Here is a 25933-nt window from a genome sequence, read left to right as displayed (position 1 = left end):
AAAACAACACCGAGATTTTCTCACTCAAATCACTTTCCTCGGTCTATTTTTACCTCCGATTCGTAATGAATCATCAATGGTTCTGGGCTACTCTGTTTTTAATCAAGTCGAGAGGTTTTATTTGTTGTGAGTCCAGATCTAATCCCCAGATCAAATAACAAAAAAATACGGTTCAGTTACAACTCAATTGTGTTTTTTTATTAAAGAAAGGTTAAGATCGGTTACAATTTAACAAATAAGATGAACTCAAGCTTGCGGGCAAGCATCTACTCTGTTAATTAATCTAAACTTTGAGCGAAAAGAGTTCGTCTGAATGAATAAAACTGCATAAAACAAAATCTATTACTCTATAGAGATCGAAGATTGAACGCTCTGTCAGAAACTGCTGATGAGTAAGAAGTGGGAACTTTTTCCCAGTCAAGGCTTATTTCTCATGCTTTATTGAGAATAAACCCCGATTTAAAACTGCTTTCAGTCTTCCCCGTTCAACTCACTAACTTTTCTGATTTTGTCTCAACAATTTTAATGTCAAGAGACCGGATCAACAACCCGAAGTTAGCCAGGGTGTATTAAGCTATTAACCAATCACTGAGTTCGACAATCCTCACCGCCATCGAACAAAAAAAACAGATAGAAAAGCCCTGCCATGATGCTGAATCCAATCCAGTCAAAGCCCGAATTATTTCGGAATATTAATCAATCTTTATATCAAGAACTCCAACAGTTAAGACGTGAAAATGCCACCCTAAAACATTGGATCGCCATCATAAATCAGACCGATCCTCACCCATTAAAATTAGAAGCATCCCCGCTAGAATGGGAAATCTCCGATAGCGATGTCATCGTTAACTTTGTCAGCGATCGCCTATTGGATGAAATCATCCTGGATTTATCGATAAACCCCCTGACGAATGGCGATCGCCATAGGTTTCCACTTCCCATCAATTTTTATCAAAATTGCGGCTTAAATTCATCGACCGGGCGAAGTTCCCCTTCTAGAACAGAAAACCTTTCTTGTCGAACTTTAGCCTTAAAAAAAATAATCAACCAATGCCAATCCACCCAAAACCCGGATCATTTTCCGAGTTTAATCCAAAACATTAGGGAAACCGCAATTGATACCCTAAAAGCCGTCCAACAGATTAATTTTTACTTTCATCCCTCCACTCAACTTCCGGGTTTAGACTGCGCCTTAAATGAGTTAATAACTTGGGTAAACGACTTTTCAAGTCTTAATTCTGGGGAACCCTTAAAACAATTCAACCTTCCGATCTTCCGAGGCGAAAACCAAATTGGATTGATGGGTGTCGAAAGCCAGTTAAACGCCGAGTGGACAGAAGAAGACCAATCTTTTCTCGAATCTGTAGCCCACTTAATCAGCTTAACCCTAGAACGCTTAACCCGCCAACAGCAACAACAACAACTCGCGGCCGAAAACGCCCAACTTTCCGCCCAACTGCACACAACCCGTCAACATTTAGCCTCACAAACTGCCAAATGCCACAAACTAGAATTCGCCCTAGAAAAAGCTCAAAATACCGCTCAAACGGCGCTGCGTGCGAAAAGAACCTTTCTTGCCAATATTAGCCACGAATTACGCACTCCCATTCACGCCATTATCGGCTACAGCGATCTACTCTGCGAAGAAATTCTCGAACAAGGACAAATTAACTGGGTCGAAGATGTAGAAATTATTCGCCGAGAAGGATACCGACTGCTTCATCTCATTGATAGCATTCTGGACTTAGTTCGCATCGAAGCCGGACAAATGTCATTACACCCAGATATTTTTGATCCGGTAAATGTAGTTGAGGGAGTCGTTCACAGCCTCAAACCCATTGCCGAAAAAAATCATAATCAAGTTCAAGTTCACTATGGCCCGAATTTGGGACTGATGCAGACCGATTTTGGCAAATTGCAAAAAATTTTGCATCACTTACTGGAAAATGCCGTGAAATTTACCCAGGGGGGTCATATTGACTTAACCGTTTGTCGTCAAGGGGATTGGATAGAATTCACTCTCACCGATACCGGAATTGGGATTTCCGTCGAACATCAACACTGTTTGTTTGAAGCCTTTACTCAAGCCGATGATTCCCTGTGTCGAAAGTATGGGGGGACCGGACTGGGATTAACCCTTTGTCGCCATCTCTGTCAGATGATGGGAGGAGATATTACGGTTTCCAGCCAGTTGGGTCAGGGTTCAACCTTTACGGTTCGTCTCAAAGCAATGGTTCAACAAGCTTTAGAATATCGAGCCGGATAAAAACCCGCTCGGATTTTCAACCCATCAATATTTTTATCACCCTAAACCGGTCAGGTGTCAACTGCTCACCTGGCCGGTTGGGTTGTCAGGTGTTCAATGGCTCAGTGGAGGATGCTAAACTAGAGGTGTAGGAGGGAATTCAGTTCGATAGAATTCTCCTACATTGGCTCGATTTTCCATCATTGACATCATTCCCAACCGGGAAAGCCACAAGCAACAGTTTACAAAAAGGTAAATATGTCCAGGTATGACTCCCACTTACGCTGCTCTTTTTGCGGCAAGTCCCAAGAGCAGGTTCGCAAGTTAATTGCTGGCCCTGGTGTTTACATCTGTGATGAATGCGTTGAACTTTGTAATGAAATTTTAGAGGAAGAATTTTCCGATCCGGCTAAAACGGCTCATCCGAACTCCGAATCCGATTATCTTTCTACAGGTTCAGTCCATAGCAGTCCTTCATTGCAGCACATCCCCAAGCCAACAGAGATTAAACAGTATCTTGACGATCATGTTATCGGTCAGCATGATGCTAAAAAGGTGCTATCGGTCGCGGTTTACAATCACTATAAACGTTTGAGCCTAGAACAAGGGAGTGTGAGTGGGAAGGTCAATTCTGATGATGGCGTAGAATTGCAAAAATCGAATATTATGTTAGTCGGCCCGACGGGTTGTGGTAAAACTCTCCTGGCTCAAACCCTGGCCAAACATTTGGATGTTCCTTTTGCGGTTGCCGATGCGACAACGTTAACTGAAGCGGGTTATGTTGGGGATGATGTCGAAAATATCTTGCTGAGATTGCTGCAAGTGGCCGATTTTGATATTGAAGCGGCTCAACGGGGAATTGTCTATATTGATGAAATTGATAAAATTGCCCGCAAGAGCGAAAATACTTCGATTACTCGCGATGTTTCTGGGGAAGGGGTACAGCAAGCTTTACTCAAGATTTTAGAAGGAACGATTGTTAATGTTCCGCCTCAAGGTGGACGCAAGCACCCTTATCAAGATTTTATCCAGCTTGATACCAGCAAGATTTTATTTATTTGTGGCGGCGCTTTTGTTGGTTTGGAAAAGGTGATTGAGCAACGGCTGGGTAAGAAGTCTTTAGGGTTTATTCAACCGACGGAAACGGTTAATAATAAGTCGGTCGAACGTCAAGATGAATTTTTGCAACACGTTGAACCGGATGATATGGTGAAGTTTGGGTTGATTCCCGAATTTATTGGCCGAATTCCGGTGGTGACGGTGATTTCTCCCCTCGATGAAGAAGCGCTGATGCGGATTTTAACCGAACCGCAAAATGCTTTGATTAAGCAGTATCAAAAGCTGCTGAAAATGGATAATGTTCGGCTAGAATTTGAAGAAGATGCTTTACAGGCGATCGCCGCAGAAGCTTACCGTCGCAAAACTGGAGCCAGAGCATTACGAGGAATTCTGGAAGAGTTGATGTTGGATGTGATGTATGAGTTGCCTTCTCGTAAGGATGTTGTTCGCTGTATTATTACCAAGGAAATGGTAGAACAGCGATCGACGGCTGAGGTTTTATGGCATCCCACTTGGCACAGACAACACGAGTCGGCTTAGGTTTTTTGGCTTAGGTTTCTCGGTTTAATTTTCTCGGTTTGACGATCAATTTTTAGTTATCAGTAACCAGCGATCAATATTCACCGTTCACTGGTTACTGTTGACCGTATAAACCCGCCCCTACTAAACTGGTGACTGTAAAACTGTTGCCATATGATCGGCGTGAAATGCTAATTGTTAGATGCTGAAGTCGGATCGGTCGTTGCTGCTATTTTAACGGTACGCAATTCTTTTTGAATGGAAATGGCTTTTCCGAGGGAAGAAATGGCTTCTTGATAGTTTTTGAGTTTGGAGAGTAATGCACCTCGAAAACGCCACGCTTCTGCATCGTTGGGTTGCAGTTTTATGGCTTCATCGTAGGCGGCGATCGCATCGGGATATCGTTCTAATTTTTCTAAAAGTAGTCCTTGATGTCGCCAAGCTTCCGAGGCTTCGGGTTTAATTTCAATGGCTTGTTCATAAGTTGATAATGCTTCTGAATATTGCTTTAATTGCACCAAAACGGTTCCTTTTCCCAACCAAGCTTCGTAACAGTTCGGTTGGTGACTTATGGCAGTTTCAAAGGAAGCGATCGCCTCAGAATATTCTCCTAATTGTTGTAATAAAGATCCTCTCATATTCCACAATTCGGGAGAAGTTGGATCGAGTCCAATAGCTTGTTCAAAGGAAGCGAGCGCCTGATCGTAGCGTTTTAATTTGCAAAGTGCAACGGCTCGATTTAACCAAACTTCTCGTTTTCCGGCATCAATTGTAATGGCTCTATCGTAAGAATTTATGGCTTCTTCATAGCGTTTTAATTTGCCCAATACATTCCCCCGATTGTGCCAAGTTTCATATTTATTTTCTTGAATAGCCAAGGCTTTATCATAGGAAAATAAAGCTTCATTGTAACGCTTAAATTTTCGGAGTAATACGCCTCGGTTGTGCCATGCTTCATCATCATTGGGTTGAATGGCTAAAGCGCGATCGTAGGATTCTAAGGCTTCAGAATATCGCTTTAATTTTACTAAAACATTACCCCGATTGTACCAAGCTTCGTATTTATCGGGATGAATTTTTACAACCTGTTCGTAGGCCTTTAAAGCTTCCGTATAGCGGCTCAGTCGCACCAAAATATTACCTTGATTATACCAAGCTTCTTCTAAGTTTGAATTGAGTTTAACCGCTTTTTCAAAACAATTTAACGCTTCTCCATAACGGTTTTCATTCGCCAAAGCTTCCCCTTGTTTGAGATAATCGTCAGCAATGAAGTCCGGGGAAGAATCAAACTGAAATATTTCCTCTAGTTCCGCAGATGTTGGGGATTGTAATTGATGATTATTAGAATAATTATAACGATTTCTCGCGGACGTAAATTGAATAACGTTCGATTTTTCTTGGGTTTTAAAATCGGACTGAAGTTTTTGTAAATTTTCGATTAAATTTAACTGTAATTCTTTCAACTGATCGATAGAAGCGCGAGAGGCTGATGCTTCTTGTTTGAGAAAGTCAATTGAGTCTTGAGTTGCTTTAATTTGTAACTCTAATTCTTGGGCTAATTGTTTGGATTGTTCGCTAGAATAGTTAATTTGTTCTTCCAAGCCATCAACCCGATTTAAACTTCTATTCGCCTCGGCTACAAACTCTCGAATCACCAAACGGCGAAGCAACCAAAAAAACCCCATCGTAATCACAGGCGATAAAATTGCCACAATTAATAAGCTATTGAGCAAAGTAATCGTATGATTAAATTCCGAGTCAGTTTCTTCGTTTGGGTTGATGTCTTGGGCGAGAATAGTATTAGCCGTAGCCAGATTAACATTTGAGGATAAACGGCTACGATTAGAAAAGGTTTCAACCAATAAAGCCAACCAAGTCCGACTCAAAACTTGACTAAACTTCTGTTGACTGGAAGGGGAAAATTGAGCAGAACCCGATAAAGGTTGAACCGCAGAAGCAACGATCAACTCACCCGTTTTCGACGCAGAAATAGAAGGAGAAAACTCTTGAACCATCAACATTTCCGGCGTACTTACCGACGGTTCAAGGAGCGATGTATTGGTTTCAATCCGATCAATTTGGGGATTGGTTTCTGGTATAATACCCGAAGGAGTCGATACCCTCGCTTCAGCAACAGAACTAGCTTCGCTCATTGAGTCCTGAGCAATTAAAGCAGCCAAAGTCAAAAATGCTACGTTGGAAAATTTCATAACGCTCAACTCATTTGCAAGCTAGAAGGAGTAAATCACAGGTATTGGCTCAAACTTCAACTTCTAACCGTTTTCAACCGAGAAACGAAGTTAGAGTTTGAGTATTACAGTCTTATACGCCATTCTCCAGAGAAATCCGGAAAGATTCGGTAAAAATTTTTGAGCGTCGCCGCCAGACAAAACTGTTACATTCTTCGCTGTTTTCCCAGAAATACAGGAATACTCCTGAATCGCTCGATAACCGAACGAAAATAACACCTAAGTTTAGCATTCAGGGTGAGCATTTAAAGGTAACACAAATCTCAGCCACGGCGATCGCAGTGCATTGAGATTTCCCGACCTTCAATGCAACTGGTGTTAAGTATTGCTGTGTTGAAAAAACAATTCTTTATCAAATGAATTCACAAGTGCCTAAATTAGCAGACGACCCGATTTTTGTCCTCCCTCCCTACAAAGTTGAACGGGTTTTCATTGCGGCTTCTGAAATTATCGACTGGGGATTAGAAATGTTTGCTATCCCCAATTTATGGAAACAAACCAAAGGTCAAGGAATCAAAATCGCGGTTCTCGATACCGGAGTCGCCCTCAGACATCCAGACTTGGTTGATGCGATAGAAGATGCTCGCGACTTTACCTATAGTCCTTCCGGGGCCGAGCGATATAGACGGACACGGAACCCACGTCGGCGGAATTATTGCAGCCCGTCAAAATGGCGGTGGCGTTGTCGGTGTGGCGCCCGAAGCTAAACTGTTGGTGGGTAAAGTATTGGGGGATAATGGCTACGGTACCGCTCAACAGCTTGTTAACGGGATTCGTTGGGCGATTGATAAAAAAGCCGATATTATTTCGATGAGTTTGGGGAGTCCTATCCCGAGTTATGAAATGCACGAGGCGATTAAAGCCGCAGTTGAAGCGGGTATTTTTGTTATTTGTGCGGCGGGAAATAGCGGCCCAAATCTCGATACGGTAGACTATCCGGCGATTTATCCCGAGACGGTGGCGGTGGGGGCTATTGACCGCACTCGCCGAATTGCTCAGTTTTCTTCTCGGGGTAAAGCGGTTGATATTGTTGCACCGGGAGATAATATTCTTTCGACGTATCCACCGAGAGGATTTGCGGCTTTGAGTGGTACTTCGATGGCGACGCCGTTTGTGAGTGGAGTGGTGGCGTTAATGTTGTCGAAACATCGGACTTTTGGCGGTCAAACTGCGGTTAAAACTCAAGCGGAATTAATCGAACATTTGCGAAAAACGGCGATTGATATGGGAATGCCGGGATTTGATCCTTATTATGGTTTTGGGTTAATTAACCCGGAAGCTTTATTATTGTCTAATTTAGACCGAACGTTAAAAACGATTGTCAAGGAAGAATTTACGAGCAAATACATTTTGAAGCTCAAACAATTAACCGAAGATTATACCAATAATATCATCTCCGACTAATCAATGATTGTTGTAGGGGCGGGTTCATCCGAGATCTTGACGACCAGTCTGAGATTGAATTAAACCAGCCCCACCCCATAAAAAAATTAATCAACCGAAGATTATACAAATAATCTTTAAAATTTCGGTCGGTGTTGATTTCAAAAAAACTCAAAAACCCAGTTTCTCTGAGAAACCGGGTTTTTATTTCCCAAAATACCGCTTCAAAATTTTGGCTTCATTTTAATTATAAATTGGGTTGAGTTTAACAAAAAATCCCCATGAATTCCCAACCGGGGAATGTCAAATTTACATAAAATTGACGAGTCCAAGACGTAAAATATCTTTTGTGAAATCACAAGAATATCCAATCCAAGCATCGGCCAGAAACTTGCCCGTCGGATGCTCCTGAAGCACTCCATAACCGCCCAGAATCTCAACTGCGGTTTGGGCATTCTTGATAGCTACATCTACCGCAAATGTCTTGGCTGTCGGGGCTTTTACCGTTGCGGCGAGTTGAGGATTGGTGTCTGCTGCCACTGCCGCATCCCACACCATCAACCGGGCCGCCTGGGTGTTGACCATCATATCGGCCAGTTTTAAAGCCACAGCTTGATGTTCGATGATCGGACGACCCCAACTGACCCGCCCTTTGGCATAATTGAGAGCGTACTCGTAAGCCGCACGAGCCAGTCCTAAATAAGATGCGGCCAGTCCAATGGCGACTTCGGGAAGCAACATTAACAGTTGTCCGGCTTGTCCTTCAACGCCGATCAAATTTTCCTTAGATACCCGGACATCATTAAGGTACAATTCGGCATGGTGAGATGCTTTCCAGCCGATCATCTCTGTTCTCTTACCAAAATTGAGACCCTCAGTATCGGCCGGCAGGTAGAACATGGACATACTTTCTGGCAACGGCTTTTCTTTAGATGTGCGTGCCAGAATAAAGTATCCATCGGCAATACCCGCATTTGTGACCAAACAGGACTTGCTGCCGTTGAGTACATATTCATTGTCATCGCGGCGGGCAAATGTTTTCATCCCAATTTGAGGATCGCGAATGGGACAGAACATATCGGAGGTGGCGACATTCGGCTCACTTTCTGCGGCCGAAAATAGAAGCGGTTCCCCGGAAGTAATATTGGAGAGTATACGCTTTTTTTGTTCGTCGGTTCCCACTCGGGCAATAAAAAGCGACATGGCACCCGTCAGGTTAAAGTAGCTACAAGCTATGCTGACATCGGCGGCGCCGAGTTCTTCTTGAACTAAAACAAAGTCTATACATTTTCCTGCCATACCCCCATATTCGGGCGGAAGCAGCAGCGATGTAAATCCCAATTTCGCACCGGAGCGAAAAATATCCTGACAAAAATCCCAAGGAGAGAGGTTTGTATTGTTGGACCCGTCAATTTTCTCGACAATAGGTTTAATGACGCTTTCGGCAAACTCACGGGCTTTTTTCTGTAACTGTAGCTGTTCTGGAGTTAAATTTAAGTCGATCATAATCGGTTTTTCCTTTGTTGATTGGATGTTTTCAACCCCATTGGAGCCATAAAATATCTACTTGTCCTATGGCGATCGCAATTTAATTGAAATGTTCTTTTTATCCTTGAGTCGGAGTACCTTTTAGACCGATAATGGCTGCACTACCAAAGAACAGCAAACCCAAGATTGTAGCGGGTTCGGGTACGGATTTGGCATCGTCGAGCCTGATCACGGAACCGTTCGTACCGATCGCATTGTTGGCAACGTAAATCCCACCATCGGGACCGACTTGAAGGCCCGTTGCCGAGAAAATTCCATCAAAGGCAATTGTCGTGCGATCGCCATCGGGGGTGATTTTGATGACCGAAGCGGGCAAATTCTTTAAACTCCCTTCGACACTGTTTTTCCACTGGGCTTCATCGGCAAATTGGAGCGCATACAGGTTGCCCCTGGCGATCGAAGGCGACATCAATCAGTTGGGTAAACCCGTCCAAATAAACCTCCGGTTCTCCCGCTTCGTTGATGCGGAAAATTCGCGCCTCTCCCTCCGGAAAAGGAAAGCCGGTTAATTCGGCATAATACACCGCATTGTCTGGGCCTACGGTGATTCCGGTCGGTACCGACTGCAACTCAAACGGGCCGTCGGGAAGCGGAAAAGCGGGGGGAGCTTCTACGTTTTCAACCAACAGGGTGGGGGCGGCGAAGGCGTCGAGCAGTTCCCCATCCAATCCGATATTGTAGATGGCGTTGGCACCGGCATCGGCCACGTAAGCCGAATCATCTTTAATGGCGATCGCAAAGGGATAGCTGTTGTAGTCGGCGCCGTCGAGGTTGTTGAGCAGTTCGTATTCGGCAAAGTCAAAAATTTCGGTGAGTTCTTGAGTCTCCAAATTCAGCCGGAACAGCTTGGCCAGGTTGGGCGCATCTAACAACCGTTCGGGATCTTCAATGGGAAGTCCGACAATGTTCTGTTCGGGGGGTAGCTCGATGCCCTGGCCGAGTTCAAACAGATCCGCGTCTCGGTTGCCGGGATATCCACCGTAGCCGCTCAGGAGGTAAGCATTCCCCTCGGAGTCAAAGGCGATCTCCTGAATGCCCGAACCTTGCTCTTGGCTTGGCTGATAGGCGGTAGAGTCAAAGTTGGTGAGGACTTGGGTTTGAGTGCCGCTAGCCAAATCAACTTTTGTCAGCGATCCGCTCTGTCCGGCACAAATCGTTACCGTCCCAAAGGGGGAGGTCTGACATCTGTCGGTATTGCCGCCCGTACCCGTTTCTGCAACGTAGAGGCTCCCGTCCGAACCCAATGTAATTCCCACCGGATTGTTGAGTCCGTCGGCTATTGTGGTGAAATTTGCGGCAGAAGCGGGGATGGCCGAGGCGAATACGGCACCGAAAGTCAGAAGTGTATGGCTCACTTGCTTGAGTTTCATTGTTTCCGTAAGATAAAAGGTTGCCAAGAACCTAACACGGTACAATCGACAAAAAGTTATCATATTTTTCGCAAAAATATGACACTTTTTACGCAAAAATATCTTGGCAGTCAATTAAGTTTTGTAAGGGGTGTTCGAGGTGGGGGTCAATTCGGCGGGGGAGAATGGGTATTGAATTAATGCGAGCCAAAAACTGTTTAGATGTGTAGTAAATGTAAAACTTAATAAGTGCAGAATAAGTGCAGAAATTACAAGACTGCATTTTTGTTTGAGTTTAAGTTGGCATTGGGGAACAAGTTAAACTTATGATTTTAAAAATAAAATTCACTTTAAAAATAAAATTCACTGCGGGGCGGGTTCAATCCAGATGTGTTCATCTCACAAACATCTTTCATAAACCCGCCCCATTTGACTGCTAGAATTGCTCGGTTTTAAACAGTTAAACCGTTGCTAAAACCGGAGTTTGGGTGGCGGTTGAATCTGCGGGAGTATCCGCGCAGTAAACTTCACAAGAATTATTCGGACTTTCAATCAGTTTAACTTTGTACAATTTCGCTCCCAATTCCCGAACCGGGTTTTGTAACAAATCCCGAATATAAACGGCGATATTTTCGGCTGTCGGTACCACTTTGGCAAAGTAAGCGATATCTTTGTTTAAGAACGTGTGATCGAAAGGTTCAACGACGTAATCATCGATGACTTGTTGTAACGCCGCCAAATCAACAATCATCCCGGTGCGGGGGTCAATTTCACCTTTAACCGTGACTTCGAGGTGATAGTTGTGACCGTGACCGTTGGGACGGGCGCATTTGCCGTAGATTTCGCTATTTTCCTCAAAGCTGAGGTCGGGGTGAGCGAGTCTGTGAGCGGCGCTAAAATGAGTGCTAACCGTTAAATGAGCTTCCATGCTGTTTCCTTGGTAATCGGCCCAAAGTTTGGGGTGTTCAAAGACTTGAATGTTGGTCAGGGGGAGATGGGGCGCTAAACGTTGCCAAATGACTTGTGCTAAGTATTCGGTTGTGGGTAGGGTGTGCTGAAATTCTGGCCAAACTTCGTTGAGGAAGGAAAAATCCAGTTGACTGGTAACTTCCCGTTTGATTACGTGTTTGACGTCCGACAGGTTCAACACCATCCCATATTCGTCTAGCTGTCCCACCATCGAAATATAGAGGACGTAGTTGTGTCCGTGACCGGGGGCGCGAGCCGTCGGCCCAAAGCGTTCAAAGTTCTCAGTTTCGCTCAATTCGGGCATCCAATACCGGTGACTGGCTGAAAACTCCGCCCGACGAGTGATAACGCATTCCATAAAATGCACACCAACATCTGTTGTTAAGTTATGTAAACTAATTTAAGCTTTTTTTTAGATTATTTCAATCCCCACCGGATTTTCGGGTCTGAGTTCGAGCGGGAGTGGGGAAGATGAGGTTAATAATAACGGCTCAATCAAAAGCGCTCATACTGTAATTATCTCATATTTTGATTTTCTCCTATTTCCATTATACAATCTTTTTCATTTCTGATTTGATCTCCCGACGCAACCCGGAGGCGATTCTAAAGAATTCCTGTCCGGTATGCAAGCAGGAATCATCATAATTGACGGTAAAGAATTCAAGTTCTTCTAGTCCATCGCTAACATGATTGAGACAGTAATAAAGATGGGCTGCAACGCTGGCCACATTGGCGGGATTTGGAACAGAACGAAAGCGATTTTGAGCTTGGGATAAAACCTCCCGACAGGTTTCAATATAGATTTGAAAATCTTCCATCAGTTCATCATCAAAGGGGTCGGCTGAGAGTTTATCCACCTCGCTTTTAAAGGGTTTAAGAATGCGGTCTAAACTACGGTTTATCGGTTTATAAACTTGATTGAGCCATTCTTCGAGTTGAGCATCTACCGCTTTTGCGGTTTGACGCCGCCTTCGGGTTTGAGCGGTTGTTGTGGTTGTTGCGGTTGGGGTACGATAATATGAATTGTTGTTAAGCTGTTGGTCGTAGGATTTGCGCCGTTGAGGATCGCTTAACACTTCGTAGGCGGCATTAATCCGAATAATCCGCTCGTGGTTGGCGGTTTCCTGTTGACTATCGGGATGGAATAGTTTCGCCAAACGACGGTAAGCTTGTTTGATTTCTGATTGGGTGGCTGTCGGTTTAATTTCTAAGGTTTGGTAGTGATTTGTGGTTGATGTGACCATGAATTTTATCCAGATTTAACTGTTCGTGCTATAATAGGCGACTAACATTTTATCGGTGAGATTAACTGTTGTTCGCCCACTGCTTATTTTAACGATTGATTCTAGAAGTTGAGTTAATCTGAAGCTAAAATTATTTTTATTTTTGAGTAAACCTCTAAGGTTTTAAAAGAGATTAAAAGTTGATCGATTTTACAGAAAAATTTATAAAAAAATGCTCCAAAATTGGAAAAATTTACCCCCCAAAAATTTCAGGTAAAAATTGACGGCAGTTGAGAGTGAAATTACCGTTAACTTCGATTGAATTGACAATCGGTAAGGATAAGTCTAGATGTAATACATGAGATTGGTTTGTCGTAGGGCATCTAATTTTTCACACAAATCTTTCAATGTATATTTTTGCAAAATTGAGTTCGCCATCTCCGAGGCTTCTTGCCAGACTTCCCCAACAACGCGACTTTCAAGGCTTTTATCGTGTCCGTTGCGGTTGGAGGCTGAATTAGAAGGCCCTTCCAAACAAACCACAACATCAAACAGGGTAATTTGACTGGGTTCTTTGGCGAGTAAATATCCCCCCTTCGCTCCCCGTTGACTGCGAACCAAACCACTGCGTTTGAGAGTGGCGAGTAGCTGTTCGAGATAGCGGTCTGGTATATTATGTTGACTGGCGATCTGACGAATTTGACGCGGCTCACCTTCACGGTAGTGAGCGGCTAACTCTAGTAGGGCTAGAAGCGCGTATTGACTTTTACAGGACAATTCCACCAAATTAGGATGTAATACAATTCCATCTATATTTATAGTATACCCCGGTTCTCAACTCGGGTTTATGGGAATTGGCAAGTTGAAATATAAATCAAGTTCGAGGCGGCAATAGCGATTTTGGGGACTACAAGGTAAAACTAAGATAGGGAACTTGCTCGCCATACGCCGGACAGTCCCTAAATTTAACTTGGATTGGAGAAACAGCAAAAATGAAATCCTCCGTTGCTATGACTCAAGAACTCGAAAAGACAAAAAAACTAGCTGAAAAAAATACCAGAGCAACCGCATTTCTGACGTTTTTTATGCCGTTACTCGGTTATATTTACACCGGACGTTATAAAGCGATGTTGATGAGTTTGGGTATGTTTGTTGGCGTTACGGGTATTTGTGTGGCTGGAGATCTTGAACTTGATGAAACGGAAGATTTGACTCTGGCTTTACAAGTTCTTTATGGGGTGGGGACTGCGGTTGAAAATTCTCGGGCTGTTAGCCAAGCTAAAAGACGTTTACAAGAGCAGAAGTTTAAAACGATTAATCCCACCGCCGAACAGCAAAAGATTCAACTGTTAAGATTAGCCAAAACCCAAGGAGAAGTGACCCTGGCCGATTGTGTGTTAGAAATTAATTCTCCGGCCGCCGAAGTTCGTCAGCTTTTAAAAGAATTACAACAGGAAGATTTAATGATTGTTGGCAACCGAGAAACAGATGGGGCTGTGGTTTATCGCATCATTTAATCAATTCCTTGAAATCATCTGAAAAAACATCTAATAACTTGATTTTGATTGTAGCATTTTGAGACAATGTTACTCAACTCGTTCTACCGCTTTGGCTTTGAACAAGTCATTAAGTTGACACCAAGTACAAGGTAAATCTACGCAGTCAACCCCCAATGTTCAAAAGACTGAACCCACAGGTTTGAGCCAATTACAGGGGATGAATTCTTCAAAAAATCGGGAAAAAATACGGCTCAAAGACAATTCTATGAGACGCTATTATCAGTTGTTTTTGGTTCATCATTCATGGCTGAAGTTACTGTCAAACAGCAACAATATCAAACCTATATTCTCTCCGATGAAAGGATTTCTGCTAAAGTTTCGGTTGTTCCAGAGCGAGGAGGAATTATCACAACTTGGCGTATCGGTGAAACTGAAATCTTTTATTTAGATACCGAACGTTTTGCTGATCCGTCGTTGTCGGTTCGGGGTGGAGTTCCGTTATTATTTCCAATTTGCGGTAATTTAGCCAATGACAGTTATACACTCAACGGAGAAACTTATCAACTCAAACAGCATGGTTTTGCTCGTAATTTACCCTGGGAAGTTACCGAACAGTCTACAGAAAACGGTGCTAGTTTAACCGTTAGTCTCAAAAGTAATGAACAAACTCGTGCAGTTTATCCCTTTGATTTTGAGTTAAATTATATTTACACTCTGCGGGGTAATTGTCTAGAATTGCGTTATCGTCATACAAATTTATCTGGGGAACCGATGCCTTTTGCAACGGGTATCCATCCCTATTTTATTGCGACAGATAAACAGCAATTAGTTTTTGATTTACCCTCAACTCAGTTTCAAGCCAAGGATGATGACAAAATTCAAACGTTTTCAGGAGAGTTTGATTTTGAACAAGATGAAATTGATGTGGCGTTTTTCAACTTATCTAAACCCTCTGCGGTTGTTACCGATCCGAGTCGCAATTTAAAGCTAACGTTCAACTGGGATGAACGCTATTCTACTCTCGTTTTCTGGACAATTAAAGGAAAAGAGTTTTACTGTCTAGAACCCTGGAGTTCACCGAGAAATGCACTCAATACAGGTGAATCTTTAATGAAAGCTGAACCCGGTGAAACTGTGGAAACATTTGTTACGATCACGGCGGATATCAGTTAAATAGAAAATTCATTGGTAGTTTAGAAAGAAAAAGTCCCCCTTTTTAAGGGGGATTTAGGGGGATTTAGGGGGATTATTTCGAGAAGAATTATAAAGAAAAAGTCCCCCTTTTTCCGGGAAATTTAGGGTAAATAAAGGGAATTTAGGGATAATTAATTAATCCAACCAAACCTTCCAAGAAGTATCATTCCAGTCTTGCTCAGTTTCCCATTTCGGTTTATCCTTATCAATCACAGCGTTAACATTATCAGCCACTTGATCTAACTTATTTTGAGATAAACTTGCTTCTTTTTCAGCCGCAGAACCCTCGCCGTAACCAATACTAACCACTTCCAAACCCGAACTTTCTTGAACTTTCGCTTTCTCTGTGTTTTGATGATTTTGATGATCTTTCTCAGACTTAGACATGGGGGCGACACTCCGCAAGTTGTATATTCGCATAACCTCTCTTTCTAAGATTCCCCAACCAAATCAGAAGGGTAAATCATCATCTTCCCATTCCGATAGAACTTCTACAGGTTCATTCCCTTCTAACGCTTGTTTGGCTTGTTTAATTTTTTCAAACAACGAACCACTTGCACCCCTTTTATGCTTTAATGAATTCAAGTTGTATTTTGCCCTCAGTGCGTCTCGAACTTCTTTGGGCGTCTGTTCGCTCGGGCCGCTGAAATCCCTAGCGGTCATCACCGGAAGCCGGGAACCCAACTTTTCAACCGCAATATCGGGAAGTCTCACCAAGAAATATTCTCGCCGTCGTTTAATCACTTCCGCCCGATTATCAATTTCTGTCAAAACCCCGATAATTTGACTGAGATGATGGGAAGACATCGCCACCCGCACTTCAATATCATCGAGGGGAATGCCCAAACGTTCGGCGTCAGACAAAACATCCGGGGGAATACCATCCAAACTGGGCGGGTTGATCGCCGCTTTTAGGTTAGCTAAAGCTTGGTTTAACAGCGTTTCTATTTCTGCTATTAATTGGGGTGTAATTTTTTCGGGTGGTAAACTTTTTACAAGAGATTGTAACTGATCCGTTGCAGTTTGAGATAAATTAATTGCGGTAAAAAGAGAATCTTCTTTCATCATCAAATTGGCAAGTAATTGGTCAAAAAGATCAGTTTGTAGTTGCGCTTTAGCGCACTCTAAAAGCGCAACTACAACAACGACAAGCCCTTTGAACTTTAGCGATAGTGATGCCCATCTACTTAATAATATTAATCTTCAAGATCTTCTAATTCCTGTGTTGACTGCCATCCCGGTTCCCAGAGGGTTCGATCTTTAAGTTGTTTAGCATTTAACCAAAAACGAACATTAGGATCGCAAGACGCCACCATTTCAGCAAACACCCATTTTCCATCATTTTTGCGGTTAACAACCTGAAAATGTCGCCAACCCCAGGTTTTTTGAGTCGCCGTCCATTTAGAACCGACAAGATGCGGAAATTTTTGCTTCTTCGCCATTCTTCTATCGTTACCTTGCCTCATTCTACACTATGGCACCAAGCCCAGACAAAAGGCAATCTTAGGTTACAGTTTACAGTCTTGTAGGGGCGGGTTCTGCAAAATCTATCCCAACCCCGCAAACAATATATATAAACCCGTCCGGTGTTGTAGGGGCGGGTTCTGCAAAATCTATCCCAACCCGGCAAACAATATATATAAACCCGTCCGGTGTTAGGGAACATTCATAATTGATAATTGATAATTTTCCGCAAAGTTCTTTCTGTGGTTAGAAGACTCGCCAAATTTGAGCCGTTATACTGTAGAACATTGAGAGTATAACACATAAGATGCGATCGCTTCTATCGAGCGTTTTGCAGCTAAATAAACGGGTCATATTGGTCGATATGTCATCAGCATAACCGAGTCAAAACCATGAACATGAAGCGACAAAAAGGAAAATTGGAAAGCCAATATACAACCGTTGAAGGGTTATCAATACACGCTCGCATATCAACAGAAACAGCCCCCAAAGATGCGCCCATACTCATTTTAGTGCCGGGTGCGGGGGTTTCGAGTCGTTACATGGTTCCCACTGCCGAACAACTTGCACCAGATTATCACATCTACGTCCCAGATTTGCCCGGTTTCGGCGAAAGCGACAAACCCGAACCCCCGTTAAATTTATCACAATTAGCCGATATCCTGTGCAAATGGATGGACGCCGTTGGCATCGAAGGGGCGACAATGTTGGGAAACTCCCTCGGCTGTCAAATTATTGTCGAGTTTGCAGTGCGCCACCCCAACCGCCTCGAACGGGCCATTTTGCAGGGGCCAACCGTCGATCGCCACGCCCGCACCTTTGGCCAACAGCTTTGGCAGTTGATCCTCGATGCGCCCCGAGAAGCGCCCTCGCAAGCCGTTATTCAATTTCAAGATTACTCGAAAGCCGGTTTTGCACGGGTTTTTCACACCTTCCAAATGGCGTTATCCGATGCTATTGAAGAAAAATTGCCCCGCGTCAAGGTTCCCACGTTGGTTGTCCGGGGCGAACATGACACCTTGGTACCTCCCCGATGGGCCGAAGAAATTGTCAGTCTCCTACCCAACAGCCAATTTGTCGAAATTGCCGAAGGAGGACACACGCTTAATTATAAGATGCCGGAAGCCGTCGCCCGAGTCACGCGAGCTTTCGTTAACGGCACCGAACCCCATATCAAAGAAGAAAAGGAGTTAACCCGATGAAAGCACCTTCAACCAACCCGATTTTAAGTTCTATTTTTGCTCAAAATGGCTTTACTCCTCCCTATATTGCTAATTTTGACTCCGCTTCTGGTATGCTAAGAGCAACGGGCGCCTATCTGCGGGGAGAAGATTTTCCCGGAATTGGTGTGGTGCCTTCTGCCCTTGAACCGATCGCCGATTTAATCACCCAGTTACCGCGATCGCTGCAAGAACAGATTTACATTGCCGGCAGTGCGGGAGAAGCGATACCCCCCGAACAGTTGGAAGACGTCCGAGCCGAAGTGGTCGCCAAATGGATGGTGAACGAATATCCCCAACGTTCCTATCCGGCTGTGGCGATCGGTTCGTCTTGCGGCGCTTTGGTCAACCTCTGTGCGGCGTTGGGTATTCCCTGGCTCCCCCAAACCTATCTGATTCCGGTTAAGCACGGCGGCGAGATCAATATCGACGAACCGAAACAGGCTTTAAATTGGGGTCGAGAGCGATCGCAGGCTTTGCTCGAAAATAATCCAGAACTTATTTTACACCAAATGCACGACCCCTGTCAAGACCGTTTGACGAGTCAGGGAATGGCTTATTTTCGGGTGAAACGCTTGCTTTTGGGGGAAACTTACGAGCGCTTTTTGCAGAAGACTTTGCCCCCAGGTGGTACAATTTTTTTGGTAGAATGTCAGCGAACCTGGCCGACGACGAAAGTTAGCGATCGCCATATTTTCCAGTTTGGAGCGTTGGGGGGAGCGACGCCGGAAGAATTTCTTCACGGGAGCGAGCGAGTAGAAGACTATCTCGAACGTTACAACTCCCATCGCCGCAAGTGGGACGCACCCAAACCCGACGGAGAACGGCCCGAGGCGGAATGGGGGTTTGAAGCCCAACTGCGCCACGATGTCGAACGGTTTGCCCAAGAACGAGGATACCACGTTCGGCGAATTATTTTTACCGAGCCGGAAGATTTGAGTCCTTTTGTGGCGGAATTATATCGTTGGTGGTATAAGCAGCGTCAAATTGTTACTAACTGTTTGTTGGTAGAATCTTTTTTGTTAACCGAACCGATGTGGACGTTAAAAACGGGTTCGGTGCCGTTTTGGATGAAGTTTAATAAGCAACCTTCTCTCGACGCACTCGAAAATTATTTAGATAGTACAGACCCCTACGATGAAATTTATTTAATGTTATTTTCTCACGGGGTTGATTCTATCGGTTTACCGTCTATCGAACGCTGGCGTCGGGTGTTTGAGAAAGCGAAAATTCAGGGTAATTTTGTCGGGGTGGATGAGGAAAAATACCCCAGACATTTTTCTTCGATGATTCGCTATCATACCGATTTAAAGCGTTTAATTTCCGCCCGTTATCCTTTGCCCAGTTCGTTAAAGTTGGAACAGTTAGACCAGTTTATCGAACAAGAACAAGGGAATTTTAGAGTTAAATTTACTTGAGAAAATTTAATTTTAGGGTGCATCAGACAATAGAATTATAAATTAGAACATTAACTTTTTTTCTGATGCACCCTACCCCTGTACATCTCAAATTAACCTGCGATCGCAACAATAATCCAAAATGGACTTGATCAACGCCACTTCATCATCCGAGAGTGTAACCATAGCTAAATTACCCAATTAGTCTACTTTCTTAACCAAAGTGCGGCATATAGCGCACTAGGTCTTAATGATATGACAAAATACGCGCATTGTACAGATCGGCGTATGAGTCCAAGGAAACCAGATCAGAAGGAAGTGAGGCTAACTGTGTCTCAGGAAGTTTATAGCCTGTTGAAGCGACTTGCTGGAGTTAAGGAAACTTCGATGAACAAGCTGCTGAACCTAGCAGTTGATCGTTTTTTAGAAGACGACGATATTCAAGAATTGATAGAACGGTACAATCTCGAAGAGTAACAATGCGATCGCGGTTGACCTTGATCAAAATTAACCGATAATGCCAACCGAGTTACAAATGCTAAAGTGTATAGTCATGTCAAATTGTATGTCAAGGATTAATTAATTAAATGATACCGAAAAAATTGTTAGACCTTGAACATTCCATCTCTAGTTTGTCTTTCGGAGAAAAGCTTTGGCTGTTAGAGCGAATTGTTCAACAGTTAAGAAAAATGGATGAAGCCGAACTATCCGAAATGGCAAACGATCCGGAAGTACAAGCCGAGTTAATCGCAATTAATGACGAGTTTGTATTCACTGAGATGGATGGATTATCAGATTTATGAGTCCTCAACGCTCCGAAATTTATTTTGTCAATTTAAGTCCTGTAGAAGGTAGAGAACAGGCGGGGAAACGACCCGTACTGATTCTTTCATCCGATCAGATCAATCGTCTTCCTTTAGTTATTACAGTAGTGGTTGGGACAAAAGGGGCTAACATTACAAAAGATTACCCTACAAATATTCGAGTGTCGCCAGCAGAAAGTGGATTGCCAATTGAAACCGTTTTTCTGTGTTTTCAAATTCGCTCACTCGACCCCAAACGATTTCCCGAACAACCATCAGGTAGGCTTTCGGAGAAGAAGATGCTAGAAATTGAAAATGCTGTACGATATTGCTTAGATCTCTAGTTTAAGTCATTGACCGCTATTAAGAATAAAGTGACATTCAAAAACTGATAGAACGGTACAATCTCGAAGAGTAACAATGCGATCGCCAATTCGTCTCAAAAATTATGATGCACCTGACCCAACCGGTAAAATCTCGGAATTTACCTCAATAATTCAATAAAAATTGGTCTATTTTTTCCGTGTTTCTACTGAAGACTTTTGCTTCTTTTTCGTTTAAATTTAATTGAGAAAGACTTCAACTCAAAAAACATCAGGGAAGGAAGCATGACGGCGATGAGCGACGAATTACTCACGGGAACCTCATTTTATCAGTTTGAACCTTTAATTGCTCGTTTGCGGGGAATTATTCGAGACTATCCCGAAGGCGTTGGTATCGTTAAAGAACTGATTCAAAATGCGGATGATGCGAGGGCGACCCAAGTAGAAATTACCCTCGACTGGCGGACTCATTCTGCTTCCAACCTCCCCGACAAACGGATGGTTAAACTGTTGGGGCCTGCCATGCTCGTTTATAATAATAGCACATTTACCGAGCGAGATTTTAACAGTATTCGCAGTTTGGGACAGAGCGAAAAAGCACAAGATTTACAAAAAACGGGGCGGTTTGGCGTGGGATTTAACGCCGTTTATCACGTGACCGACTATCCGAGTTTTATCTCTCGAAATCGCCTAATCTTTTTTGACCCTCACGGAAATGCAGTTCCGGGGACTTCCAAACAGGAACCGGGGCGAGAATGGCATTTTTTGGCTGCGGGATGGTGGGAAAAATATCCCGATTTTTTAAAAGTTTATGAAGCGGGAGGACTCCCCAAAAATAGCGAAGATTTTCAAGGAACGTTATTTCGTTTACCGCTAAGAACCGAAGAACAGGCGAAAGAAAGCGAAATTCGCAAGCAAGCATTTACCGAGTCAAATGTTAGAGAACTTTTGGAGGAGTTAATCACCTGCGGCGAAGAATTGTTGTTGTTTCTCAAGTCGGTTCAGTCTATTCATGTTTATGAAATTCCGGCGAATGGGGATGGAACACGGGAGGAACTTTTAAGAATCACAACCAAAAATTATCAGACGGTTCAAGAAGCACGCCAAACCATTCTCAATGCAATTCCCGAGGATTTTAATCACCTAATTGAACGCTGTCGCCATCAAGAATATTTGGCTAATATTTCCTATCGCCACGAAATCGAAACGGTGAGTTTAACCCAAACAATAACATCAATTTGGCGGGTTGCTCAAGTGATGAGAATTGACGAGGGGGAAGAACTCGCAAATGTTATCACCGCTATGTATGAAAGTCGGGAGAAAGTGTTACCTTGGGCGGGGGCTGCGGCTCGAATTTCTACTTCTTGTCAGGGGGAAAAAGCACAACCCATTCGGGGGCGAGTTTATTGCTTTTTACCGCTTCCTTTGGAGACGGAGTTTCCGATACATATTAACGGATTTTTTAACTTAAATAGTTCCCGAGATAACCTCAGCAGCGACCTTGGACAAACCGGAAAAGACCGTCCGCGAGCGATTTGGAATCAGTTGTTAGTTCGCCATGTTGTTTCCCACGCTTGTGCAAATTTAATTGCTGATTTGGTCGAAGATTTAGGACAGTATAATCCTCAAGAATATTATCAACTTTGGCCGATTCAAAAAATTACCAGCAGCAAAGCTTTAGAACATCTCCACGATGATACCATTCGGCTTCTTTATTGTAAACCCGTCGTTCGTTCTGCGGTTGAACATACGGAACTTGAAATCCAAGACAATATTAAGGTAATTTCAAGCACCCGTTGGGTTTCTCCGAATACTATTAAAACTTTGACGGGAGAGTGGTATAAACAGTTATTGGAACCGCTAAGAGTTGAAAAGATTGATATCGCCGAACCAGAATTACCCCAAGCGATTCTTTCACAATTTAAAGCTTTAAATTGTCCAATAAAACCTTTTTCAGCCGCAGACTTGCGACAGCATTTAATTGAACATCGTTCGTTGAATGTTGAGTTAAAGGATGCTCCCAAACCCTGTTTAAAGCGGTTTGATTGGATTTACCATTTACTCCGATATTGTGTGAACGATGGTTGTCGAGATTTGCGGGGTTTACCGTTGGCGGTTTTGGCGAATAACAAGTTAGAAGTTTTCGGATATAATTCAACGGGAACGGTTTATGTTGACAACGCTCGTCTTTATATTGACAAGACTCAGATAAACCTAGTTCGAGAAATTTTTGCGAGTTATCCTGAATGGTTCCTTCGTCCGAATTTGTCAGGAATAGTCTCAACAAACTATAAAGGCGTTTCGGAAATGACTCCTTTAGAAGTTGCGAGTAAATTAACTCTAATTTTAGACAATCAAGATACTGAGGGTTTAGCTTGGGATTCCGATAATACTGAACTTCCTAACGCCGAATGGCTAACGAAAGTTTATCAGTATTTTACACATTACTTCCCTTCTAGGGATGCTGATAAGGTTCAAGAAAAACTGAAAACAATTCCCCTCGTTCCCGCAACAGATGGAAAACTCTATCGGGGAGGTTCGGTGACAACACCGCTAATTTATGATAATTCAATTTCGGGAAATATCAGTCAGCAAACGTTAGAATCCTTACAATATTTTGGCGTAAAAATCGTTAACGCATCGCCAAAGCTGCAAAAAGCTATTGTAGATTTTGCAAAAAAACAGCCTAATCAACTGATTTGGTTTGTAACAGGTTCCGATGTAGTCGATAGCATTCACTATTATTATAAACCAGGACTTTCACCCTATCATCCCGAACATTGTGAAGTATTGCTGGACTTTTTGGCGGATAAAAAATGTCTGTCGGGAGACAACAAATACGATGATGAAAGCTTGGAAAAGTTGCGTCAACTTCCCATTTATCTCACCGTTGCGGATGAGGTTGTCAACTTAACCGACGAACCGGTTTATCTTCCCAAAGATGGCTATCAACCCCCGGAAATTGGCGGTGAACTTAAACTTTTGAAGTTGGGAAGCATTCAAACAAGATGGCTGACATTCTTGCAACTTTTGAAAGTTCCGGTTTTGGATAAAATTACCTTTATTCAAGATTGTTTGCTGCGAGAATATCCTTACCTTTCCGACGAAGAACAGTTGATGGCTTTGGGTTGGGTTCGAGATAATCTAAACAGCGTTAAATCCGAGTTGCAAGAAAATCCTAGTGACTTTTATCAACTGCAAGATAAAATCAAAAAAGCCCGTTTAGTTCGGTGTAACGATGGACGATTGCGATCGCCTAACATAATCTACCATCCAGATCGGGAAATTGTCAAAACAATTTTAGGAAATCAAGCGATATTTCCCGATATCGAATTTTATTCGGAAGGACTCGAAAATTGGCTGAAGTTTTTCTCTCAACTGGGAATGCAAGATAGTCCCAACGCTGAGGATATATTCGCCTGTATTGAACAGCTTATCCAAACCGCCAGCCGTTTGGGAGGGGATGCGGTTCGAGATGCTGTATTAGAAATATTCTCATACATTGTGAACAATGGCAATATTTTGGATTTTCGAGTTAATAATGGAAGCAAAACTCTCGCGGAAGCCTTGCGAGAAAAAGCCTGGTTAGCGGTTGAACGAAATCCCGAATTTATACAAAAATATCCGGCTGCAATTTATCCAGAAAATAGACTGTACAAAGCCGATGAACTGGGTTGGGTTGATGAGGCTTGTTTGGTGGCGAGTCAGAAGCCTATTTTTCCAGTTTCAAAGATACAGACTCAAAATATTCTGCAAAAACTGGGATTTATTCCCCTTTCCTCCGCAGAAGTTCTCAACCATTTTGAAGCGGTGATTCAAACTTGGGAAAATCTCGACGAACCCACAACCGAACAAACCGAAAGTTTTCTCAAGTCTGTTGGTTCAATTTATCAATATCTCTACAAAAATTTTGTTGATAACCGCCAAACAACAGAGGAACAACGCCAGAAAATTCGAGAACGTTTTGAATGGTGTTGCTGTTTGTGGGATGAGTCCAGTCAAACATTCTGGAAACCCTTTGATGTTTTTACTGAAACCGTTCCATTTTTCGGTAAACGTCGGATTACCATTTCCTTTTCTCATCAAATTGGAGAAGTTTATCAACTTTTGGGTCAGCGTCAGTCTCCAACCGTAGAAGATTACCAAGATTTTATCGAAGAACTCGGAGAAGAATACCACGATAATTCTCTAAACTCAGAAGATATCAACTGTGTAATTCAGGTGTTAAAGCGGTTGGAATTGCAGCTAGATTTGGAGGAAAAATCCATTGATAATATTTTGTTGTTAACAGCAGCAAATACTTTGGGTGAAGCGACAAAAATCTTAATTCCCGATGCACCCTGGCGAAAAGACTATATTGAACCCAAACGCCTTCTTCACCCTCAAGTTTCCGCAAAATTAGCCAAACGAAGCGGAAGTCTTTCTTTGCTGCGAGATATTAGCGAACAACCCGTTAATGTGAATACGACAATTAATCCAACACATTCTCAAAATTTGCAGTGGTGTCAGCGTTGGCAATTTACCCTCAATTCCCCCCAATTTTTGCAGGGATTAAAGCGGTTATTCGTTCACGAACAGGATATAGAGTTTATCTGCGATAGCAACTTTTTAACCCAAGTCAAAGTTCAACCCGCAAGTCAAATTAGCGTGAACTTATTTCTACCCGATGAATTGCCAATTGCGTCGGACGTACCGGGAACGGATTATTTTGATTCCGAACAAAATACCTTTTACATTCTCAATCATCCGAACCGCCAAATTATGCTATCTTATTTAACGGAAAGCTTGAACCATCATTTCGGCGAGTTTGGCTTGGAGAACTTGCTACCCCTGGCGAATTTAATTGATACCGAACCGACTCAAATACACCCGCTTTTGGATGAGTTGAGAATTTGCAGTTTACCGACTTCTGAACTCTCAGAAGCAGGCAATTTAGAGATAACCTCCGCAAAAGAATTGGCGAAAAGCTTGTATCAACAGCTTGGCTATGATAATATTATTGTGGGGAACTCAAAAACCTTTGATTGGTGTTGTCGCGGAGAAAATTTAGCAGACATTCAAGTTCTTGTTAAAGCGGTTAATTCGAGTTCTATAACTCTATCTCTGCGAGACGAAGAATGGTCTTTTCTCAAACAAACTCCAACGGCTGAACTGCTGATGATTTGTTTTTCCGCAGACAACCCAAATATTGCTGCTGAAATAATTCAAATTCGGGAAGTTTGGGAAACGCTACAAAAAGCCGAGTTGAACAATGGCGTTAAATTTGCTGTCGATTCTAACGATTTGATTTTGAACTGGAATTTAATTGTTAATAGCAGTTATCCGACAGTAAAAACATACCCGAATTAAATGTAGGGTGCATCAGACCCTAGAATTAAAAATTCAACCATGAACTTGATTATCTGATGCACCCTACTCTAGAAACCCAACTACAGACCCGAATTGAATGTAGGGTGCATCAGACCCTAGAATTAAAAATTCAACCATGA

Annotated in this window: 22 protein-coding genes; 12 read left to right on the top strand and 10 right to left on the bottom strand. The window is 43.0% G+C overall.

Going from position 1 to position 25933, the window contains the following annotated elements:
- Positions 1-646 precede the first annotated feature (646 nt).
- Both ACL6C3_RS09565 and clpX read left to right on the top strand, forming a co-directional pair.
- Positions 647-2266, top strand: coding sequence for a sensor histidine kinase (locus ACL6C3_RS09565; protein ID WP_413166936.1), 1620 nt, complete (start codon positions 647-649; stop codon positions 2264-2266).
- Between the two features lie 237 nt (positions 2267-2503).
- Positions 2504-3844 carry an ATP-dependent protease ATP-binding subunit ClpX gene (clpX, locus tag ACL6C3_RS09560; RefSeq protein WP_413166935.1) on the top strand — a complete coding sequence of 447 codons (1341 nt, stop codon included), beginning with the start codon at positions 2504-2506 and terminating at the stop codon, positions 3842-3844.
- Positions 3845-4014: 170 nt separating this feature from the next.
- Here the strand turns inward: clpX and ACL6C3_RS09555 are convergent, their stop codons facing one another.
- Complete coding sequence (locus ACL6C3_RS09555) at positions 4015-6033, bottom strand: tetratricopeptide repeat protein (RefSeq protein WP_413166934.1); 2019 nt, start codon at positions 6031-6033, stop codon at positions 4015-4017.
- 395 nt (positions 6034-6428) lie between these two features.
- Between ACL6C3_RS09555 and ACL6C3_RS09550 the strand changes: the two genes are divergently transcribed.
- Together ACL6C3_RS09550 and ACL6C3_RS09545 are read left to right on the top strand one after the other, a co-directional pair.
- Positions 6429-6779, top strand: a complete 351-nt coding sequence (locus ACL6C3_RS09550) for a hypothetical protein (protein WP_413166933.1) — start codon at positions 6429-6431, stop codon at positions 6777-6779.
- On the top strand, positions 6670-7476 hold the full coding sequence (locus tag ACL6C3_RS09545) for a S8 family peptidase (RefSeq protein WP_413168290.1): 807 nt from the start codon (positions 6670-6672) through the stop codon (positions 7474-7476). Before ACL6C3_RS09550 ends, ACL6C3_RS09545 begins: the two co-directional genes overlap by 110 nt.
- A 288-nt stretch (positions 7477-7764) precedes the next feature.
- Here the strand turns inward: ACL6C3_RS09545 and ACL6C3_RS09540 are convergent, their stop codons facing one another.
- From ACL6C3_RS09540 to ACL6C3_RS09515, 6 genes are all read right to left on the bottom strand, one after another.
- Positions 7765-8961 (bottom strand): acyl-CoA dehydrogenase family protein, encoded by a 1197-nt coding sequence (locus ACL6C3_RS09540; RefSeq protein WP_413166932.1) that lies wholly within the window; start codon positions 8959-8961, stop codon positions 7765-7767.
- A 100-nt stretch (positions 8962-9061) separates the two neighbouring features.
- Complete coding sequence (locus tag ACL6C3_RS09535; RefSeq protein WP_413166931.1) at positions 9062-9412, bottom strand: PEP-CTERM sorting domain-containing protein; 351 nt, start codon at positions 9410-9412, stop codon at positions 9062-9064.
- A complete protein-coding gene (locus tag ACL6C3_RS09530) occupies positions 9360-10373 on the bottom strand; it encodes a ScyD/ScyE family protein (RefSeq protein WP_413166930.1) in 1014 nt (337 codons plus the stop codon). The genes ACL6C3_RS09535 and ACL6C3_RS09530 overlap by 53 nt, the downstream gene beginning before the upstream one ends.
- Positions 10374-10812: 439 nt before the next feature.
- Positions 10813-11679, bottom strand: coding sequence for a 6-carboxytetrahydropterin synthase (locus tag ACL6C3_RS09525; protein WP_413166929.1), 867 nt, complete (start codon positions 11677-11679; stop codon positions 10813-10815).
- Between the two features lie 190 nt (positions 11680-11869).
- Positions 11870-12565: a J domain-containing protein gene (locus tag ACL6C3_RS09520; RefSeq protein WP_413166928.1), complete on the bottom strand. Its 696-nt coding sequence runs from the start codon at positions 12563-12565 to the stop codon at positions 11870-11872.
- A 324-nt stretch (positions 12566-12889) separates the two neighbouring features.
- A complete protein-coding gene (locus ACL6C3_RS09515) occupies positions 12890-13327 on the bottom strand; it encodes an RrF2 family transcriptional regulator (RefSeq protein WP_413166927.1) in 438 nt (145 codons plus the stop codon).
- Between the two features lie 209 nt (positions 13328-13536).
- On the opposite strand from ACL6C3_RS09515, the gene ACL6C3_RS09510 reads away from it, so the two are divergent.
- On the top strand, positions 13537-14061 hold the full coding sequence (locus tag ACL6C3_RS09510; RefSeq protein ID WP_413166926.1) for a hypothetical protein: 525 nt from the start codon (positions 13537-13539) through the stop codon (positions 14059-14061).
- Positions 14062-14346: 285 nt separating this feature from the next.
- A complete protein-coding gene (locus ACL6C3_RS09505) occupies positions 14347-15216 on the top strand; it encodes an aldose epimerase (RefSeq protein ID WP_413166925.1) in 870 nt (289 codons plus the stop codon).
- Between the two features lie 156 nt (positions 15217-15372).
- Here the strand turns inward: ACL6C3_RS09505 and ACL6C3_RS09500 are convergent, their stop codons facing one another.
- From ACL6C3_RS09500 to ACL6C3_RS09490, 3 genes are all read right to left on the bottom strand, one after another.
- Positions 15373-15624, bottom strand: coding sequence for a hypothetical protein (locus ACL6C3_RS09500; RefSeq protein ID WP_413166924.1), 252 nt, complete (start codon positions 15622-15624; stop codon positions 15373-15375).
- A gap of 63 nt (positions 15625-15687) precedes the next feature.
- Positions 15688-16305, bottom strand: coding sequence for a hypothetical protein (locus tag ACL6C3_RS09495; protein ID WP_413166923.1), 618 nt, complete (start codon positions 16303-16305; stop codon positions 15688-15690).
- Positions 16306-16433: 128 nt separating this feature from the next.
- A complete protein-coding gene (locus ACL6C3_RS09490; protein WP_413166922.1) occupies positions 16434-16679 on the bottom strand; it encodes a TIGR02450 family Trp-rich protein in 246 nt (81 codons plus the stop codon).
- A gap of 414 nt (positions 16680-17093) precedes the next feature.
- Between ACL6C3_RS09490 and ACL6C3_RS09485 the strand changes: the two genes are divergently transcribed.
- The 6 genes from ACL6C3_RS09485 to ACL6C3_RS09460 all read left to right on the top strand — a co-directional run bounded on the left by ACL6C3_RS09485 (position 17094) and on the right by ACL6C3_RS09460 (position 25793).
- Positions 17094-17903 carry an alpha/beta fold hydrolase gene (locus tag ACL6C3_RS09485; protein WP_413166921.1) on the top strand — a complete coding sequence of 270 codons (810 nt, stop codon included), beginning with the start codon at positions 17094-17096 and terminating at the stop codon, positions 17901-17903.
- Positions 17900-19339, top strand: a complete 1440-nt coding sequence (locus ACL6C3_RS09480) for a hypothetical protein (RefSeq protein ID WP_413166920.1) — start codon at positions 17900-17902, stop codon at positions 19337-19339. Before ACL6C3_RS09485 ends, ACL6C3_RS09480 begins: the two co-directional genes overlap by 4 nt.
- 309 nt (positions 19340-19648) lie before the next feature.
- On the top strand, positions 19649-19795 hold the full coding sequence (locus ACL6C3_RS09475; RefSeq protein WP_413166919.1) for a hypothetical protein: 147 nt from the start codon (positions 19649-19651) through the stop codon (positions 19793-19795).
- Between the two features lie 110 nt (positions 19796-19905).
- The gene (locus ACL6C3_RS09470) at positions 19906-20121 is read left to right on the top strand and encodes a hypothetical protein (RefSeq protein ID WP_413166918.1); all 216 of its coding nucleotides are present in this window, start codon (positions 19906-19908) and stop codon (positions 20119-20121) included.
- Positions 20118-20465 (top strand): type II toxin-antitoxin system PemK/MazF family toxin, encoded by a 348-nt coding sequence (locus ACL6C3_RS09465; RefSeq protein ID WP_413166917.1) that lies wholly within the window; start codon positions 20118-20120, stop codon positions 20463-20465. Before ACL6C3_RS09470 ends, ACL6C3_RS09465 begins: the two co-directional genes overlap by 4 nt.
- Positions 20466-20738: 273 nt before the next feature.
- Complete coding sequence (locus ACL6C3_RS09460; protein ID WP_413166916.1) at positions 20739-25793, top strand: sacsin N-terminal ATP-binding-like domain-containing protein; 5055 nt, start codon at positions 20739-20741, stop codon at positions 25791-25793.
- Positions 25794-25933: the final 140 nt, after the last annotated feature.

The sequence above is a fragment of the Capilliphycus salinus ALCB114379 genome (assembly GCF_047276495.1).
Classification (GTDB): domain Bacteria; phylum Cyanobacteriota; class Cyanobacteriia; order Cyanobacteriales; family Microcoleaceae; genus Capilliphycus; species Capilliphycus salinus.
Note: the sequence above shows the minus strand (reverse complement) of the source record. Positions and strands in the feature narration are given on the sequence as shown.

Bases quoted from the DNA above. Each gene is read 5' to 3' on its own strand.
- ACL6C3_RS09535 (WP_413166931.1), bottom strand. From the start codon at position 9,412: ATGTCGCCTTCGATCGCCAGGGGCAACCTGTATGCGCTCCAATTTGCC.
- ACL6C3_RS09490 (WP_413166922.1), bottom strand. From the start codon at position 16,679: ATGGCGAAGAAGCAAAAATTTCCGCATCTTGTCGGTTCTAAATGGACG.
- ACL6C3_RS09520 (WP_413166928.1), bottom strand. From the start codon at position 12,565: ATGGTCACATCAACCACAAATCACTACCAAACCTTAGAAATTAAACCG.
- ACL6C3_RS09530 (WP_413166930.1), bottom strand. From the start codon at position 10,373: ATGAAACTCAAGCAAGTGAGCCATACACTTCTGACTTTCGGTGCCGTA.
- ACL6C3_RS09485 (WP_413166921.1), top strand. From the start codon at position 17,094: ATGAACATGAAGCGACAAAAAGGAAAATTGGAAAGCCAATATACAACC.
- ACL6C3_RS09470 (WP_413166918.1), top strand. From the start codon at position 19,906: ATGATACCGAAAAAATTGTTAGACCTTGAACATTCCATCTCTAGTTTG.
- ACL6C3_RS09500 (WP_413166924.1), bottom strand. From the start codon at position 15,624: ATGTCTAAGTCTGAGAAAGATCATCAAAATCATCAAAACACAGAGAAA.
- ACL6C3_RS09495 (WP_413166923.1), bottom strand. From the start codon at position 16,305: ATGATGAAAGAAGATTCTCTTTTTACCGCAATTAATTTATCTCAAACT.
- ACL6C3_RS09480 (WP_413166920.1), top strand. From the start codon at position 17,900: ATGAAAGCACCTTCAACCAACCCGATTTTAAGTTCTATTTTTGCTCAA.
- ACL6C3_RS09555 (WP_413166934.1), bottom strand. From the start codon at position 6,033: ATGAAATTTTCCAACGTAGCATTTTTGACTTTGGCTGCTTTAATTGCT.
- ACL6C3_RS09550 (WP_413166933.1), top strand. From the start codon at position 6,429: ATGAATTCACAAGTGCCTAAATTAGCAGACGACCCGATTTTTGTCCTC.
- ACL6C3_RS09460 (WP_413166916.1), top strand. From the start codon at position 20,739: ATGAGCGACGAATTACTCACGGGAACCTCATTTTATCAGTTTGAACCT.
- ACL6C3_RS09565 (WP_413166936.1), top strand. From the start codon at position 647: ATGATGCTGAATCCAATCCAGTCAAAGCCCGAATTATTTCGGAATATT.
- clpX (WP_413166935.1), top strand. From the start codon at position 2,504: ATGTCCAGGTATGACTCCCACTTACGCTGCTCTTTTTGCGGCAAGTCC.
- ACL6C3_RS09465 (WP_413166917.1), top strand. From the start codon at position 20,118: ATGAGTCCTCAACGCTCCGAAATTTATTTTGTCAATTTAAGTCCTGTA.
- ACL6C3_RS09540 (WP_413166932.1), bottom strand. From the start codon at position 8,961: ATGATCGACTTAAATTTAACTCCAGAACAGCTACAGTTACAGAAAAAA.
- ACL6C3_RS09510 (WP_413166926.1), top strand. From the start codon at position 13,537: ATGAAATCCTCCGTTGCTATGACTCAAGAACTCGAAAAGACAAAAAAA.
- ACL6C3_RS09505 (WP_413166925.1), top strand. From the start codon at position 14,347: ATGGCTGAAGTTACTGTCAAACAGCAACAATATCAAACCTATATTCTC.
- ACL6C3_RS09525 (WP_413166929.1), bottom strand. From the start codon at position 11,679: ATGGAATGCGTTATCACTCGTCGGGCGGAGTTTTCAGCCAGTCACCGG.